At 50.9% G+C, this 14,820-nt stretch carries 22 protein-coding genes; all 22 read left to right on the top strand.

The genetic code is table 11. The features are described from left to right. The first annotated feature begins 291 nt into the window (after window positions 1-291). The 22 genes from OGV65_RS22665 to OGV65_RS22565 all read left to right on the top strand — a co-directional run bounded on the left by OGV65_RS22665 (window position 292) and on the right by OGV65_RS22565 (window position 14,690). Window positions 292-606 carry a phage holin family protein gene (locus OGV65_RS22665; protein ID WP_053389185.1) on the top strand — a complete coding sequence of 105 codons (315 nt, stop codon included), beginning with the start codon at window positions 292-294 and terminating at the stop codon, window positions 604-606. Continuing rightward, complete coding sequence (locus tag OGV65_RS22660) at window positions 599-1,225, top strand: glycoside hydrolase family 19 protein (protein WP_286455460.1); 627 nt, start codon at window positions 599-601, stop codon at window positions 1,223-1,225. Before OGV65_RS22665 ends, OGV65_RS22660 begins: the two co-directional genes overlap by 8 nt. Further along, complete coding sequence (locus tag OGV65_RS22655; protein ID WP_286455459.1) at window positions 1,222-1,635, top strand: DUF2570 domain-containing protein; 414 nt, start codon at window positions 1,222-1,224, stop codon at window positions 1,633-1,635. Before OGV65_RS22660 ends, OGV65_RS22655 begins: the two co-directional genes overlap by 4 nt. Beyond that, window positions 1,589-1,792: an Rz1-like lysis system protein LysC gene (gene lysC, locus OGV65_RS25565; RefSeq protein WP_502874463.1), complete on the top strand. Its 204-nt coding sequence runs from the start codon at window positions 1,589-1,591 to the stop codon at window positions 1,790-1,792. Before OGV65_RS22655 ends, lysC begins: the two co-directional genes overlap by 47 nt. A gap of 87 nt (window positions 1,793-1,879) precedes the next feature. Continuing rightward, on the top strand, window positions 1,880-2,389 hold the full coding sequence (locus OGV65_RS22650) for a tail needle knob protein (RefSeq protein WP_286455458.1): 510 nt from the start codon (window positions 1,880-1,882) through the stop codon (window positions 2,387-2,389). Window positions 2,390-2,397: 8 nt separating this feature from the next. Next, window positions 2,398-2,661, top strand: coding sequence for a hypothetical protein (locus OGV65_RS22645; protein ID WP_286455457.1), 264 nt, complete (start codon window positions 2,398-2,400; stop codon window positions 2,659-2,661). A gap of 10 nt (window positions 2,662-2,671) precedes the next feature. Next, window positions 2,672-2,872, top strand: coding sequence for a head fiber protein (locus tag OGV65_RS22640; RefSeq protein WP_286455456.1), 201 nt, complete (start codon window positions 2,672-2,674; stop codon window positions 2,870-2,872). A gap of 58 nt (window positions 2,873-2,930) precedes the next feature. Continuing rightward, a complete protein-coding gene (locus tag OGV65_RS22635; RefSeq protein ID WP_286455455.1) occupies window positions 2,931-3,536 on the top strand; it encodes a terminase small subunit in 606 nt (201 codons plus the stop codon). After that, the gene (terL, locus tag OGV65_RS22630) at window positions 3,490-5,010 is read left to right on the top strand and encodes a phage terminase large subunit (RefSeq protein WP_286455454.1); all 1,521 of its coding nucleotides are present in this window, start codon (window positions 3,490-3,492) and stop codon (window positions 5,008-5,010) included. The genes OGV65_RS22635 and terL overlap by 47 nt, the downstream gene beginning before the upstream one ends. Window positions 5,011-5,069: 59 nt before the next feature. Next, window positions 5,070-6,545, top strand: coding sequence for a DUF1073 domain-containing protein (locus OGV65_RS22625; RefSeq protein ID WP_286455513.1), 1,476 nt, complete (start codon window positions 5,070-5,072; stop codon window positions 6,543-6,545). 52 nt (window positions 6,546-6,597) lie between these two features. Further along, complete coding sequence (locus OGV65_RS22620; RefSeq protein WP_286455453.1) at window positions 6,598-7,284, top strand: phage head morphogenesis protein; 687 nt, start codon at window positions 6,598-6,600, stop codon at window positions 7,282-7,284. A gap of 133 nt (window positions 7,285-7,417) precedes the next feature. Continuing rightward, on the top strand, window positions 7,418-8,722 hold the full coding sequence (locus tag OGV65_RS22615) for a DUF2213 domain-containing protein (RefSeq protein WP_286455452.1): 1,305 nt from the start codon (window positions 7,418-7,420) through the stop codon (window positions 8,720-8,722). 3 nt (window positions 8,723-8,725) lie between these two features. After that, the gene (locus OGV65_RS22610; protein ID WP_286455451.1) at window positions 8,726-9,205 is read left to right on the top strand and encodes a structural cement protein Gp24; all 480 of its coding nucleotides are present in this window, start codon (window positions 8,726-8,728) and stop codon (window positions 9,203-9,205) included. A gap of 3 nt (window positions 9,206-9,208) precedes the next feature. Beyond that, window positions 9,209-10,249, top strand: coding sequence for a major capsid family protein (locus OGV65_RS22605; RefSeq protein WP_286455450.1), 1,041 nt, complete (start codon window positions 9,209-9,211; stop codon window positions 10,247-10,249). A gap of 3 nt (window positions 10,250-10,252) precedes the next feature. Further along, window positions 10,253-10,600: a hypothetical protein gene (locus OGV65_RS22600; RefSeq protein WP_286455449.1), complete on the top strand. Its 348-nt coding sequence runs from the start codon at window positions 10,253-10,255 to the stop codon at window positions 10,598-10,600. 12 nt (window positions 10,601-10,612) lie between these two features. Beyond that, a complete protein-coding gene (locus OGV65_RS22595; RefSeq protein WP_286455448.1) occupies window positions 10,613-11,044 on the top strand; it encodes a DUF4054 domain-containing protein in 432 nt (143 codons plus the stop codon). Further along, on the top strand, window positions 11,044-11,490 hold the full coding sequence (locus OGV65_RS22590; protein ID WP_286455447.1) for a hypothetical protein: 447 nt from the start codon (window positions 11,044-11,046) through the stop codon (window positions 11,488-11,490). Before OGV65_RS22595 ends, OGV65_RS22590 begins: the two co-directional genes overlap by 1 nt. Next, window positions 11,465-11,836 (top strand): hypothetical protein, encoded by a 372-nt coding sequence (locus OGV65_RS22585; protein ID WP_286455446.1) that lies wholly within the window; start codon window positions 11,465-11,467, stop codon window positions 11,834-11,836. The genes OGV65_RS22590 and OGV65_RS22585 overlap by 26 nt, the downstream gene beginning before the upstream one ends. After that, on the top strand, window positions 11,833-12,348 hold the full coding sequence (locus OGV65_RS22580; RefSeq protein ID WP_502874464.1) for a phage neck terminator protein: 516 nt from the start codon (window positions 11,833-11,835) through the stop codon (window positions 12,346-12,348). Before OGV65_RS22585 ends, OGV65_RS22580 begins: the two co-directional genes overlap by 4 nt. Then, window positions 12,345-13,835 (top strand): DUF3383 domain-containing protein, encoded by a 1,491-nt coding sequence (locus tag OGV65_RS22575; protein WP_286455444.1) that lies wholly within the window; start codon window positions 12,345-12,347, stop codon window positions 13,833-13,835. The genes OGV65_RS22580 and OGV65_RS22575 overlap by 4 nt, the downstream gene beginning before the upstream one ends. Window positions 13,836-13,845: 10 nt before the next feature. Further along, on the top strand, window positions 13,846-14,280 hold the full coding sequence (locus OGV65_RS22570) for a phage tail fiber protein (protein ID WP_181633841.1): 435 nt from the start codon (window positions 13,846-13,848) through the stop codon (window positions 14,278-14,280). Further along, window positions 14,280-14,690, top strand: a complete 411-nt coding sequence (locus OGV65_RS22565; protein WP_286455443.1) for a hypothetical protein — start codon at window positions 14,280-14,282, stop codon at window positions 14,688-14,690. The genes OGV65_RS22570 and OGV65_RS22565 overlap by 1 nt, the downstream gene beginning before the upstream one ends. Window positions 14,691-14,820: the final 130 nt, after the last annotated feature.

Genomic DNA, 14,820 nt, shown 5'->3' with positions numbered 1-14,820 from the left:
CACCAAGAACCAGACCCAACCAACTCATTGCTGAATATCTGTGGCTACGGTGGTCTAGTGCGCTTCAAAAAAGAAAACCCGCTCAATGGCGGGCTTCGTGAAAATGGGCGACGGTAAGTAGCGTCAACTACTCACCGCCATCTTGCCCGTGACTCGAATCACGAACAAAGACCGAAGGCCCATATCGTCTGATCAGACGGTATAGACATTAGATCGGATTTGTTCATCTAACAATCAACCGCAATCTTATTTTTGAACAAGTCCCCGAGTCTGGGGGTGGAAATGAACAGAATGCCATACAAAAGCGATCCGAACCTCTGGTCGATCCTCATCGCTTTCGGCATGACCCTAGTCGGCGCAATAGCCAGTTATTCATTCAAAGTCCTCAACGGTGAAGCATTTAGTTGGAGGACCATGTGCCTACAACTAATCGTGTCGATTTTCGCCGGGCTTATCATGATCATGATTGCCATACATTACGCATGGCCGCAGGAAGTAACTGGCGGTGTGTGTGGTATGGCTGGCTGGTCTGGCTCATCTCTAATTAAAGCTCTGGAAGGTCGCTTCCTAAGCAAAGCGGCGGGGAAAGAAGCTGATAATGAATAAAGACCAGTTTATCAAAGCAACAGGTATCACACCGGCTTTAGCCGACAAGTGGTACCAGTGCATAGTCGATACCATGAAGGAATTCGGTATCGACACGCCAAAAAGACAAGCTCACTTTCTTGCACAGATTGGTACTGAATCAAATGGGTTCAGGTCCGTGCAGGAATCTCTTAATTACTCGGTATCTGGACTACAGATATTCGGATCCCGGTTAACCGAACCGCAACGACAGCAACTGGGAAGAAAGTCCGGTGAACTGTCGCTATCTCCAGCGCGACAAGAAGCCATTGCGAATATCGTTTACGGTGGCCGGTACGGGAACAATCAAAACGGCGATGGCTGGAAATATCGTGGGCGTGGACTGAAGCAGATCACCTTTAAGGATAATTACTCCTCCTGCGGGAAAGCGCTGAATCTTGATTTGGTTTCCAATCCGGATTTGCTTCTTCAGGACTCAAACGCGGCTCGTTCCGCTGGTTGGTTCTGGAAGGCTAATAACTGCAATCAGTTTGCTGATGCCGGTGATGTTAAGGGCTTAACCAGGCGTATTAATGGTGGATTCAATGGGCTACAGGACAGAATCGACCGCACGAATAAAGCGGAGGCAGTTCTGAAATGAGCATCACCACGATTAAAAACCTCATACCATTCATTTTCGCGCTGATCATCATCGGCTTTATCGTAAAGCTCGGAGCAGATAACCGGCAGTTGCGCATCAGTAACGCATCTCTGACAGCAGAGTCAAAGCAACTCAACGTCAAGAACAACGATCTGGCAACAACGCTGCAGAACCTGACCGACGCCGTCACTGACATGAACAAGCTGGTAGATAAAGAAGCCAAGCGCCGGGCAGCAGCAGAAATGAAATCACAGAGATTGCAGGAAGAGGTGAAAGATGCGCTTAAAAACAACAAGTGCTCTATCGAGCTTATTCCTGATTCTGTCATTGAGCAGTTGCGCAGACAGGCAGATTCAATACGAAGTGGTAAAGACGCCAGCAGTACCGATACCGGCAAATCTTCTGGTTGATTGCTTCATACCGACCATAAAAGAAGACATGACGTTTGGCGACAGTGTGCAGCTTAACGTTGCTCTACTGAGTGCTCTTGATACTTGCAACGGACAGGTACGAACCATCCGAGAAATAGAATCCTCCCGACAAGGAAAGATTGCTCAACCCCAATAAGGCGGTGATCAAATCTTGCTGACGGGTAAGCCGGAAGTGACCAATCACTACTGAGAAGCAGAGAAACCGTTGCGCTAAGGAGAAGGTATGTCGCTTTATCCATTTGGTAGTGTTCCGGGGCCATCAGGTCCACCGGGTCCAGCAGGGGCATCATCAGTCAGGCAGAAATCAGAATGCTACTTCAGCGGGTTAAGTCTGGTTATCCCAACCACGCCAACCAATCTTATTAACCTGATTAAAAACCTGACGCACACCGGATCCCTTGCGCCATTCTTCAACACAACGACTAACAAACTGAACGTTTTCAACCAGAACACTACGGTAACGTTCAAGGTTAACGTCATTGGTACATGGTCTGGTGCTTCCACTAACCGAAGCATGACGGTTGATTTCCCGCAGACCAATGGTAACTCGCTGACAAAAACGCGAGACGCCCAGGTCACGACAGATATTCTTTCTTTCCCGACATTCTTCAGTGTCGACAAAGACGGGAATCTGGCAACCAGCGGTAGTGACATCACCATCGTATCGAACGGAGCGACGTTTACCGCAACAGCGATTCTTCTTGTTGCAGAGCAGATGGTCCCATCCCTATAAGGTGAATTATGCAATTACTAAACGTGCCAGTAGCTGTTGGTGGTTGGATTCAGGTTTATGACGGAACTGCAACGGCGACCATTGCCGTATACGGGACGCACTCCCCGGCAGTTGCTCAGATTTGCCAGTCAACATCCGCGCCATCAAACAGCCTTATCGGGCTGCCACTAACGTCGCTGTCAGATTCAAAAAGCACATATGTCGCATCCAGCGGAACGCCTGTCTACGTGAAGGCTATGGTGGAAGGCGTATCCGTAATCATCAACGCTTAGGATAAACAAAATGACTAAACGCGTAATTTCAACTGGTGGCGTACCTACTACAGTGCCGAGCACTTCGGATGTTCCAGTAGCGGCAACCACGAGCACCGCAGGTACAGTTAAGCAGATGCCAGCCATCGCTGATTTAACAGCGGCACCAACTCAGGCTGATTTCAATGGCCTGTTAGCAAAACTTCGTACTGCCGGTATTCTGGCTTCCTGATATTTAATTCTGTGAAATGCAATTCGCTCCCGTGAGCGGAAAGCAGGAAATTCTAATTATGGCAAAGCTCACCGACAAACAAGAGCTGTTTGCCCGTGAGTACCTGAAAGACCTCAATGCCACTCAGGCAGCTATCAGGGCGGGTTACAGCGAGAAGACCGCCAATGAACAAGCATCACGCCTGTTAGCAAATGTTAATGTCCAAAACTTTGTCGCCGAACTTAAGGCAGCCCGCATTGAGCAGACTGGTATCGATGCCGCCTATGTTCTCCGACGCTTGGTTGAGATAGACCAAATGGACGTGCTCGACATCATGACTGATGACATGAGTCTGAAGCCCGTCTCTGAGTGGCCTGCATCATGGCGGCGCTATCTCAGTGGATTTGACCTTGCGGAAATGTTCGAAGGACGCGGCGATGACCGAGAGATGGTTGGCATCCTGAAGAAGATTAAATGGCCTGACAAGGTGAAGAACCTTGAGCTACTCGGCAAGCACGTAACAGTCCAGGCATTCAAAGAGCAAACGGCAACAGAGATTACCGGCGCTAACGGTGGTCCAGTTCGCTATGCCGACATGTCCGAAGAATTGCTTGAAGAGAAACTGAAGGAGCTGGGAAATGGCAGGCGCTCCAATCAGCTTGAATCGAAACGCTCAGATTTATGAGCTTCATAAAGAACTGGCGATTCGCTCTGCACGTAAAAACCTTCTCGACTTCACGCTGTACACCAATCCGCAATACGAAACAGGCTGGTTTAACGAGCTGCTTTGCGCGGAGTTAGATCACTTCCTCGATGAAGTTAAAGCCGGGAACATGCCGCGTCTGATGGTTTTTGCTCCTCCTCGATCAGGAAAGAGTGAGCTTTGCTCTCGGCGATTCCCCGCATACGTGTTAGGGCAGCATCCATCGTGGAATATCATCTCTTGCTCATATTCTTCTGACCTGTCAGACCGAATGAGCAGGGATGTTAAGCGCATCATTACCTCTGATAAGTACGCTGACGTTTTCCCTGATGTGAAAATACCTTCAGGGCGCAGTCTGGCGGGCGGCATCAACAAAACTGAGCTATGGGAGCCTGTAGACGCGAAAGGTGAGCTACACGGCGGCTCATATCGTTCTGCTGGCGTTAACGGCGGTATCACCGGGCAGGGTATGAACATCGGGGTAATTGACGACCCCGCAAAAGATTACAAAACAGCATCGTCTCCAACCTATCAGGAAGCGGTGATGGACTGGTACGACACGACGTTCTTCACTCGTGTTGATCCAAAGATAAACGGCATCGTCATCATTCTTACGCGCTGGCATCAAAGCGACCTGGCGGGCCAATTACTCAAACTGGCTGAAGAGGGCGGAGAAAGCTGGCGTGTGGTTAGCTTCCCAATGGAGGCTGAGAAGGAAGAGATTCACGAGCTTAACGGCAACGTGTATCACCTGCGCAATCCCGGTGAAATTCTCTTCCCTGAGCGCATGCCACAAGAGTTTGTCGAGAAATGCAAGCAGCGCGGATCCCTGGTCTGGAATGCCCTGTATCAGCAGAGGCCAACCGCTAAAGGCGGCGGCCTGATTAAATCTGAATGGTTCGGCGAATACTCCGTATTGCCTCCCATGCAGTGGCGAGCCGTCTATGGCGATACCGCGCAGAAGACAAAAGAGGTCAACGACTTCTCTGTATTTGAGCATTGGGGGCTTGGCACTGACGGTTACATCTACCTGATAGACATGATCCGCGGTAAATGGGAAGCCGATGAATTGCAGCGCCGCGCCGTCGCATTCTGGGAAAAGTGCAAGACGCTGAAGAATGGACCACTTCGTCACATGGCGATAGAGGACAAATCATCCGGAACCGGCCTGATACAGAACATCCGTAAAAAGGCGATATGCCCCATCAAGGCCATTCAGCGTGACAAAGACAAGTACACGCGCCTGATGGATGTACAAGGTTATATCGAATCCGGATATATCAAGCTACCCAGCAACGCCCCATTCATTAACGACTTCCTCGTAGAGATGGAAGCCATCAACCCTGATTTCAATACGCACGACGACCAACTCGATCCAATGATGGATGCCATCGACGAAATGAAGAATGGCAACGGCCCGTTACGCATATCTGAAGAACTTTTGAGGCTCGCATAGTGTTTGAACGCTGGAAAAAGAAAAAAGCTGAGCCTCCAAAGGAAGAGGCAAAACAGCCCATGTCGCTGGCTACTGCGCTGGCGATGATGAATGAGCAAGAAAGGATTAAGTCAGAGGGTGAAGTGCTTCGCCAGATTGAGCGCTACACACCGCCACCGGGAGTTATCCCTGAGCATATCGGTGATGCAGCTCTGGCTATGGACTCCACACCATACAGTTACCTGAATTCAGCCAATATCACCGCATATGGATATGGCGGTTTCCCCGGCTATCCATATCTGTCACAACTTGCTCAGTTGCCGGAATATCGCAAGATTACCGGCACAATCGCCGAGGAAATGACGCGCAAGTGGATTGAGCTGAAGCACGTCGGGAAAGATGAGGGTGACGATAAGGCCGACAAGATTCGCCAACTGGATGACGCGTTAAGGCGCTTTCAGGTGCGTGAAAAGTTCCGTGAAGCTGCTGAGCATGACGGTTACTTCGGTCGCGGCCAGATTTACATCGATGTGAAGACGCCGAGCGGTAATTCTGCCTGGCTGGTTCCTGATGAGCTGGACAAGAAGCTCTACATCAGTCCGCGTAAGATAACCAAAGGCAGCCTGAACGGGTTCCGCGTTATCGAGGCGATGTGGACCTACCCGGGCGTGTATAACGCTGACAACCCGCTAAGCCCTGACTTCTTCAACCCGGCTGAATGGTACGTCATGGGGCGCACAGTTCACGCCAGCCGCATGCTGACGATGATTTCTCGCCAGGTTCCCGACATTCTCAAGGCGGCGTATAACTTTGGCGGCCTATCGCTGAGTCAGATGGCTGAACCCTACGTGCAGAACTGGCTGAGAACGCGTGACAGCGTTAGCGATCTTGTTCACTCGTTTGTGGTCTACGGCCTTAAGACGAACATGCAAAACGTTTTATCCGGAGTTGCGGATCCAAACCTGTTTATGCGTGCTGAATTCTTCAATAAGGTTCGCGACAATCGCGGAATGTTCCTTGTTGATAAGGATGCGGAAGAATTCTTCCAGTTCGTAACAAGTCTGTCCGGTGTCGACGCCCTTCAGGCGCAAGCACAAGAGCAGATGGCATCGGTATCAAGCATTCCTCTGGTTAAGCTACTTGGCATTACGCCAAACGGACTCAACGCATCATCTGATGGTGAGATTCGTGTCTTCTACGACTCTATTCATGCCATGCAGGAGAATCTATTCAGGAGCCCACTGAAAACGGTTCTGGATGTCATTCAGTTAAACGAATTTGGCGAGATTGACCCTGACATCGATTTCGAGTTCCTGCCGCTGTACGAGCTAACAGAAGCCGAGAAAGCCGAGGTAATGAAGCATCAGTCTGAGGCAGACAAGAACTATGCCGAAGCTGGTATTTATGACATTGATGCGATCGCCTCCATGCGTCAGTCGGATAAGTCCAGTCCATATCATCTGATGGAAGCGGAAAATGACGAAGAAGAGTACGAAAACGAGTCCATCGAAGAAGGATTCGAAGACCCAGAAAACCCTTCGTCCGGTCAGAGCTAACGCAGGCGTTCACGAATGGTATCGTGCTGAGCTTCTCAAGTTGGTTCGGGAGATGAACAAGTCATACCGGTACTGGCTTGAGGCTGGCTACAAAGACAGCATGGCAATGGATGCCAGCCCGGCGAATGAGTTAAAGCGCAGACTGGCTAAGCTCGGTAAGCAGTGGGAAGGCAAGTTCAATGAACTGGCGAAGAAACTGGCAGATCGCTTCGTCGACAAGACACTACGCAACACTGACGTTTCGCTTCACTCCGCGTTAAAGGCTGGCGGCTTCACGGTTAAGTTCACGATGAACGATGAGCTTAAAAACGCGATGCAGGCCGTCATTAACGAGAACGTTAATCTGATTAAGTCAATACCTGAACACTATCACACTCAGGTGGAGACGATGGTGATGCAGTCAGTCAGCCGCGGTCGCGACCTTGGCTACCTCACTGATGAACTGGTTAAGCGCTACGGAATCACGCGCAGACGTGCGGAAACTATCGCTCGTGACCAGAACAACAAAGCGACAGCGGTAATTCAGTCTGAGCGTCAGAAGAAGTTAGGTATCACTAAAGGCATCTGGCGACACTCCCACGCTGGGAAGCAACCAAGGCCATCCCACGTGAAAGCAGACGGAAAAGAGTTCGATCTCGATAAGGGATTGTATCTCGATGGTGAATGGGTGTTGCCGGGAGAGGCTATCAACTGCCGTTGCACGTGGTCTCCGATCATCCCTGGCCTGGAGAGAAAATGATTGAAGTGTTCAAGGCATTAGGCCTGACATTGATATTTGGCGGCGTGGTTATAGCGCTTCTTACAATAACCGCTTTGAAGAAAAACAATGGTCGCTGAGGCGGCTTTTTTATTGCCTTAAGAAAGGTAAATCCATGCCCGTACGCAAAGTTGACGGCGGCTGGCAATGGGAAAATCACGGCAAGGTTTATCCAACCAAAGAAGAAGCAGAAGAGCAGGAGCAAGCGGCTTACGCTAATGGCTACACTGGCGACTCCGCTTTGGCATTCGACAGGGCAACGGTTCGCTCCTTTGATAAGGACGGTCGCCTGCACATCGAATTGACGCCAATCAGCAAGGCTAACATCTGCCCCTACTATGGTCGTGAAATCCCAAATTCCAGATCGCTAGGCCTACAGCCTGACAAAGTTTACTACCTGCTTCGCGACCCGAAAGAGTTAGCCAAAGCAGCATCGACATTCAACAACATCCCGCTACTTAACGAACACATCCCGGTTACCGCCGCAGACCCTCAGAAGATGGCTGTGGTTGGGTCTACTGGCACTGATGCTGAGTTTGACGGGACTTACCTTAAAAACTCTCTTGTCGTCTGGGATGCGGATTCCATCGCTGGAATCGAGACGGACGAGAAGAAAGAGCTTTCGTCGGCCTACAGATATGTAGCTGACATGACCCCCGGCGTGCATGAAGGCCATCCATATGATGGCGTAATGCGCGATATCGTCGGGAACCACGTTGCTCTCGTAATAGAGGGCAGAGCCGGATCCGACGTCGTTGTCGGGGATTCAATACCTACAGGAATGAAATCAATGTCAGAACTTACCAAAAAGTTGATGGCAATTATCACGCCCATGCTGGCAAGTGATGAGAAGCCAGAAGACGTGGAAAAGAAAGTACAAAAGGTTGTCGAGGACGAAGCCACACAGGCAGAGAAAGACAACGAATCAGAGGCTGAACGTCTGAAACGCGAAGAGAAAGAACTCAAAGAGCGTGAAGAACGTGAACGTAAAGACCGTGATCGCGACCGCAAAGAAGCGGAAGACGAAGATGATGACGGCAAAGATAAAAAGAAAGCCGAAGATGAAGATGACGAAGAGGACAAAGCAGCTATGGATGCCGCATTAATCCGCAAAGCTGAAGAAAACGTGATGGGTCGCATCCGTCAGGCCAATGAAGCGCGTGAATGTGTTCGCTCTCTGGTAGGTGATGTGAGTCTGGTAGCAATGGATTCAGCAGAGTCTATTTATCGATTCGCTCTCGATTCCATCGGCGCAGACCATAAAGGCGTCCATGCTTCAGCGCTGAAATCGATGGTTGAATTTGCCATCAGCCAGAAATCTGATGCCCGCAAACCTTCCCACGGCTTGGGTATGGACTCAGCGGCAACGACTTCCTTCGCCAAAGCATTCCCTGGCGCAACCAAAATGAAACGGAGCTAAGCAATGAGCGGCTTTCAAAGTGTAATTAATCAGCAGCAGGCACCGGGCGTTGAAGGTGATTTCGCTTCTGCTAACCCGAAAGCAAGCTTGCTGGCGGGTGAAGGTGCTCTGGTAGCTGGCACCAATGGTGTAATCGTCGGTCGCTTCGCATGGGTAACCAACGGCGTTGTCGACAATACCGGTACAGGCGTTCCGGCTGGATTCGTTCATCGTGAAGGGCAAGCATCTATTACCACATGGCTGGCTGAGGCATCAATGACTGTTCAGCCTGGCTTCCAGATGACTCTGATGACCGCTGGCGACTTCTGGGTGAAAACCGCAGGTGCGGCAACCGTAGGTCAGAAAATCTTCGCGAAGCTGTCTGATGGTTCAGTAACCACTGGCGCGGCCGGTGCGACCATTTCCGGCTATGTAGAAACCAAATTTGTTGTTGGTAGCGCTGGCGCTGCTGGCGAACTGATTCAGATGGGCACCTGGAGCTAATCAATGAATAACGCAGAATTTTTACAACACAAAGCGATGGCTGAACGGGATTACGGTGTAATCCTGCCGGAAGCCAAAGCCTATCTGACCGACGCGGAAGCGCGTAGCTATTCCTACGCAATGGATGCCCAGCCAACTCTGGTTACTGCCAGCAACGCTGGTATTCCATGGTACTTTACCAATTTAGTTGAACCGGAACTGCTTCGCATCCTGGTTACCCCAATGAAAGCGGTGGAAATCATTGGAGAAACCAAGAAGGGCGACTGGACCACCATGACCGCGCAATTCCCGGTTGTTGAATCCACAGGTCAGGTCTCCAGCTACGGCGACTACAACAACAACGGGCAGGTAAGTGCAAACGTAAACTGGGTTGCGCGCGAATCCTACCTGTACCAGACCATCACTCAGTGGGGTGAACTGGAACTGGACCGTTATGGTGAAGGGCGTATCGCATGGGCTCAGCAACTGAACACCGCTTCAGCTCTGACCCTGAACAAGTTCCAGAACAAGTCCTACTTCTTCGGCGTTGCTGGCCTGAAGAACTACGGCATCCTGAACGATCCGAATCTTCCAGCATCAATCACCCCAGGTGCAACGGGGACCGGTGGTGGCACTACATGGGCAACCAAAGACGGTCAGGCCGTGTATGACGATATTCAGGCGCTGTACACGCAACTGATCAAGCAGACCAAAGGTTACGTTGAACGCGACAGCAAGATGACGTTGGCGATGTCTCCTGAGTCAGAAGCAAACCTGACCAAGACCAACATGTACAACGTCAACGTATCGGACCAGTTGAAGAAAAACTTCCCGAACCTGCGCGTTGTTACCGCTGTTGAGTACAACACCGCATCAGGCGAACTGGTTCAACTGATTGCTGACGATCTGGATGGTCAGGACACTGGCTACTGTGCATTCACAGAAAAAATGCGTGCGCATCCGGTGGTTGTTGATCTATCCGCGTACAAACAAAAGAAAACCGGTGGTACCTGGGGCGCAATCATTCGCCAGCCGCTGGCATTTGCAAGCATGTTGGGAGTTTAATTCATGGCAGAAATGGTAAGTGTTGGCTGCAAATTGCCAAACGGCCTTCAGGTCACTCTGGATGGCAAAACAGTAATCCTGAACGGGGCGGCATCAACCGCCCTGCGTGGTCTTGATGGTGCAATTCCTGAAGGTGCTTTCGGCGTAACTCAGGTCGAGAAAGACTTCATGGATAAGTTCATTGCGACCTATCACGATGCGGCTTATATCCAGAACAACGCGGTATTCATCCAGAAAGACGAGCGCAGCGTGAAGGCACAGGGTAAAGATCTGGAAAAAGCCAAAACTGGCCTCGAAGGTCTGGATCCGGAAAATCCGGCTCCGGGCGTCAAAAAGGCTGACACCAAATAGCGGGAGCAGTGAATGGGCGTCGTAATATTTGACCCCGCCGTATTTAAGCTACGCTATCCTGAATTCTCATCTGTCGACGACGCACTCCTTCAGCAGTATTTCACTCAGGCAACCATATATCTCGATAACACAGACTTTAGTCGTGTGTCGGATCTGGCTGTCCGCGCAATGCTGCTGAATATGCTAGTTGCCCATATCGCCTTTCTGTATTCGGGCGCTAATGGGCAGTCTCCATCAGGATTGGTCGGGCGAATAGATAGCGCTTCAGAGGGTTCAGTTAGCGTTCATGCGGATATGCCAGGGGTAACAGCAAACTCAGCATGGTACATGCAAACAAAGTATGGCGCTGATTACTGGAATGCTACGGCACCATTCCGCACCTTCCAGTACATAAGCGGTCATTCCCCATCAAATTATCCCTACGGATATTACCGGAGGTACTGATGGATAAGGTGATGGATGCACTGGATAAAGCGGCAAGCTCTTTTGAAAACCTGCAATTAAAGGCTGGCTTTCTTGAAGGTGCCACATATCCAGACGGAACTCAGGTTCCAATGGTGGCGGCAACTAACGAATTTGGCAATCCAGCAAATAATCAACCTCCTCGCCCTTATTTCAGGAATGCCATAGCTGAGCATGAAGGTGAATGGCAGGAGGCAATGGCAAATCTTATAGAAAATGGTGGCGATACCCGTGATGTACTTTCGATTATTGGTGAAATCATTGTCGATGATATCAAAGGGTCCATAAGACAACTTGACACCCCGCCACTGTCTCCAGTGACGATTGCTAGAAAAGGGTTCGATAAACCGCTGATTGACACGTCCAACATGCTAAACAGCGTCAGCTATGAGGTGAGCGAAATTGAATCTCAGACAGATAGCCAATAACGCGATCACCAGCATCAACCCCAATATCTCAGCAATCCTGAAGAAATACGCCGGTGAAACCATCGGGCCCGGGCGAAAGCCGGTTCCGTCTTACCTTCCAGACCAGAACGTTACCATCCAGTTGCAGCCAATCAGCCGCGGCGACATGCAGCACGTCGACGGCCTGAACATTCAGGGGCTGGCGAAGGTGATTTACGTCAATGGCAACTACTTCAGCGTGCAGCGTGAACTGGAGCAAGGCGGAGATATCTTCGTGATTAATGGCGAGCAATGGCTTGTCGTCGATCCGGTGGAGCTATGGCCTGACTGGTGTCGTCTGATTGCCGTGTTGCAGGTGAGCACATGAATGATTTCACTGTAGATGATGTGATCGATGTGCTGGCTGGCTACATCGAGCCGATAGCCGGAACATGCCAGCAAGCTCAGGCTAACCGTGTTCCGATGCCAAAAGGCCAGTTCTGCATCCTGACCCCTTTGCGATTTCCCCGGTTATCCACGACGAGAGACATCAAGCAGGACACTGGCTCTCCGGCAACAAGCGCCATGGGATACACCGAAGTTCGCCAGGCTGATATTCAGGTGGATATCTACGGTCAGGGTGCAGGGGATCGGGCCATTGCACTCGAAACCACGTTCGCGAGCAGTTATGGCTACGACACCATCAAAGCCATTGATGTCCGGCTCGCTCCGCTTTACTCATCACCTGCAATTCAAGCGCCGATGATCGACGCCGAAAGCCAATGGCAGGAAAGATATACCCTCACGCTATCCCTGCAGGCGCACATTACCGTGTCGTTCCCGCAGGACTATTTCGACAAAGCAGAAATTACAACCCAACAGGTGGATGGACGCCAATGAGCACAATCCCTTTATCCGTAGATTTCAATATCACGCCCAATGTCGTTACGCCTGCCGGTTCTGCGGTTGATGCTAACGGCCTGATGCTGACCGATAACGAGCTTATTCCGGTCGGCGCGGTGCAATCTTATTTCTCATCCTCCGATGTCTCTGCTCTGATGGGCAGTGAATCGAAAGAATTCCTCGCCGCTCAGCAGTATTTCAACGGCTACGAAAACTCATCCGTCATTCCTGGTGAGTTGCTGATGTACCGCATCGTTACTGCTGACGTTGCTGGATATTTGCTGTCCGGTAATCTGAAAGGCGTGGCACTGGCTACCCTGAAAGCAATCCCGGCTGGCACCATTACCCTGTCAGTTGACGGCGTATCGGTCACCAGTACGTCAATCGACCTGTCAACGGCTACCAGCTTCAGCGACATTGCATCAAAGCTGCAGGTTGGTATCGGGGCAAGCAAGGTCGCAGTTGAATGGCTGCCAATTGCTAATCGCTTCATCATTCGCTCTGCTACTACCGGCGCAGATAGCGAAGTGTCTTATGCGACCGCTGGAGCACTGGCAACCGGTCTGTTGCTGACACAGGCTACTGCAGCAATCGTATCTCCGGGCTCCGATGCTGTAACGCTGACAGACACGATGAATAACATCATCAACGTCAACCAGAACTGGATCCTGTTTAACTCGCTGGTCGAGCTTACCGATAACCAGAAAACAGAATTGTGCGCATGGGCAAGCAGCAGCAAAAACCGCTTTGGCTATGTCGTGCATGACACCACGTCTGAGGGAACTGTCGCCAACAATGCTAACTGCTTCGTGCAGAAAGTGGTTGTGGCTAATGGCTACGAGAACATTTTCCCGGTGTACGGCACATATCTGTACAGCGTAACCGCACTGGCCTATGCCGCATCGGTTGACTTTGCTCGCACCAATGGGCGTATCTCGTTCAAGTTCCGTGGGTTCCCAGGCCTGACCCCTAACGTGAGCGATCTGGCTACGGCTCAGGCTCTGAAATCGAACGGTTACAACTTCTACGGTGCTTACAGCCTGAATAAGACCATGGCTCAGTACGCATCTGACGGTGCTATTACCGGTAAATTCGTCTGGCTGGATACCTTCATCGATCAGGTCTGGATTAACGCTAATCTTGTCAGCGCATACGCCAACCTGTTCACCAACAATCAGTCCTACCCGTTCAACCAAAACGGCTACGGTGCGATTCAGGCAGCGACAATTGACGTTGCTAACCAGGCTCTGACTTTCGGTGCAATTCAGAAGGGAGTGGTGCTGGATAATGCGCAAATCCGTATCGTGAACAACACGGTTGGCAAAGATATCTCCGCGACGCTGTATTCTGAGGGATGGTATCTGTATATCCCGACGCAAACCGGCGCGGCGCGACTTGAGCGTCAATTGCAGGGGGCGATCTTCTACTGGGTAGACGGTCAGTTAATCCAATCCATCAGCATGTCTTCAACCGCAATTCTGTAAGGACGACAAAATGCCAATTGACATTACAAGTGCTAATTCCAAGCTGCGCATCGTCGTACCTGCTTACTATCCTGGCGGTTTTGATGTAGACGATTACGCAGCCGACAACATGTTTGAAACCGGCGCATTGCAGAACAAAGAAGACATGATGTCTGCGGATGGTAAATACCATGCCGGCTTCATCTTCAACCCGACAGAGTTCACCATTAACCTGATGGCTACATCGAATGCCAGCAGCCTGATTGATGACTGGATTGCTGCCGAGAGAACGGCAATTTCTGCGTTTGCATGCAACGCCACGTTGACCGTACCGGCGCTGGGCGCGAAGTGGAACTTCGTTAACGGTGTTCTGTACACCTGGACCCCGACTCCTCCTGGTCGCCGCGTTCTTCAACCACGCCCGGCAGTATTCCACTTTGAGACCGTCACACGGAGCGCAATCTGATGGCACGTAAAGAGATCCCCTTCATCGTTGAAACAGAAGGCCGCGATAAGGGTAAGGAATTCATCATTACTGAGATGTCGGCGTGGGATGCCGACACTCTGGCGCAGGATATCTTCCGCGCTATGGGTGATTCTAATTACAGCAGCATCCCGGCTGATGTGATCGCAATGGGGTGCGCCGGGCTGGCAACAGTTGGCCTGAGCGTCATCTCTGCCTCATCTCCGGAAGTCGCCCGTCAGTTGCGCGATCGCCTGATGTCGACGGTGGATATCATCATCACCAGTGAAGGCCATCGCCAGCAGCGGAAAGTGAATGGTTCTCTGGACTTCGAAGAGGTGTCGACCATTCGCTCCCTGCTGGACAAGGTATTTCAGGTTAACTTCGATTTTTTAACGATCGCCGGAGAGTAAAGTATCCCTTTCTTGAGGAAGATGCTCTACCGGCTAAGTTAGTCTTCCCCGTCAATATCTCATCAACCATCAACGCCATTATCTGCTCCGGAAAAGCCTCTTACCTCGATTTGCAGGAGAGGCTTTCCGT

The sequence above is a fragment of the Citrobacter sp. Cb004 genome (assembly GCF_030337065.1).
In the GTDB taxonomy this organism is placed as follows: domain Bacteria; phylum Pseudomonadota; class Gammaproteobacteria; order Enterobacterales; family Enterobacteriaceae; genus Citrobacter; species Citrobacter braakii.
Note: the sequence above shows the minus strand (reverse complement) of the source record. Positions and strands in the feature narration are given on the sequence as shown.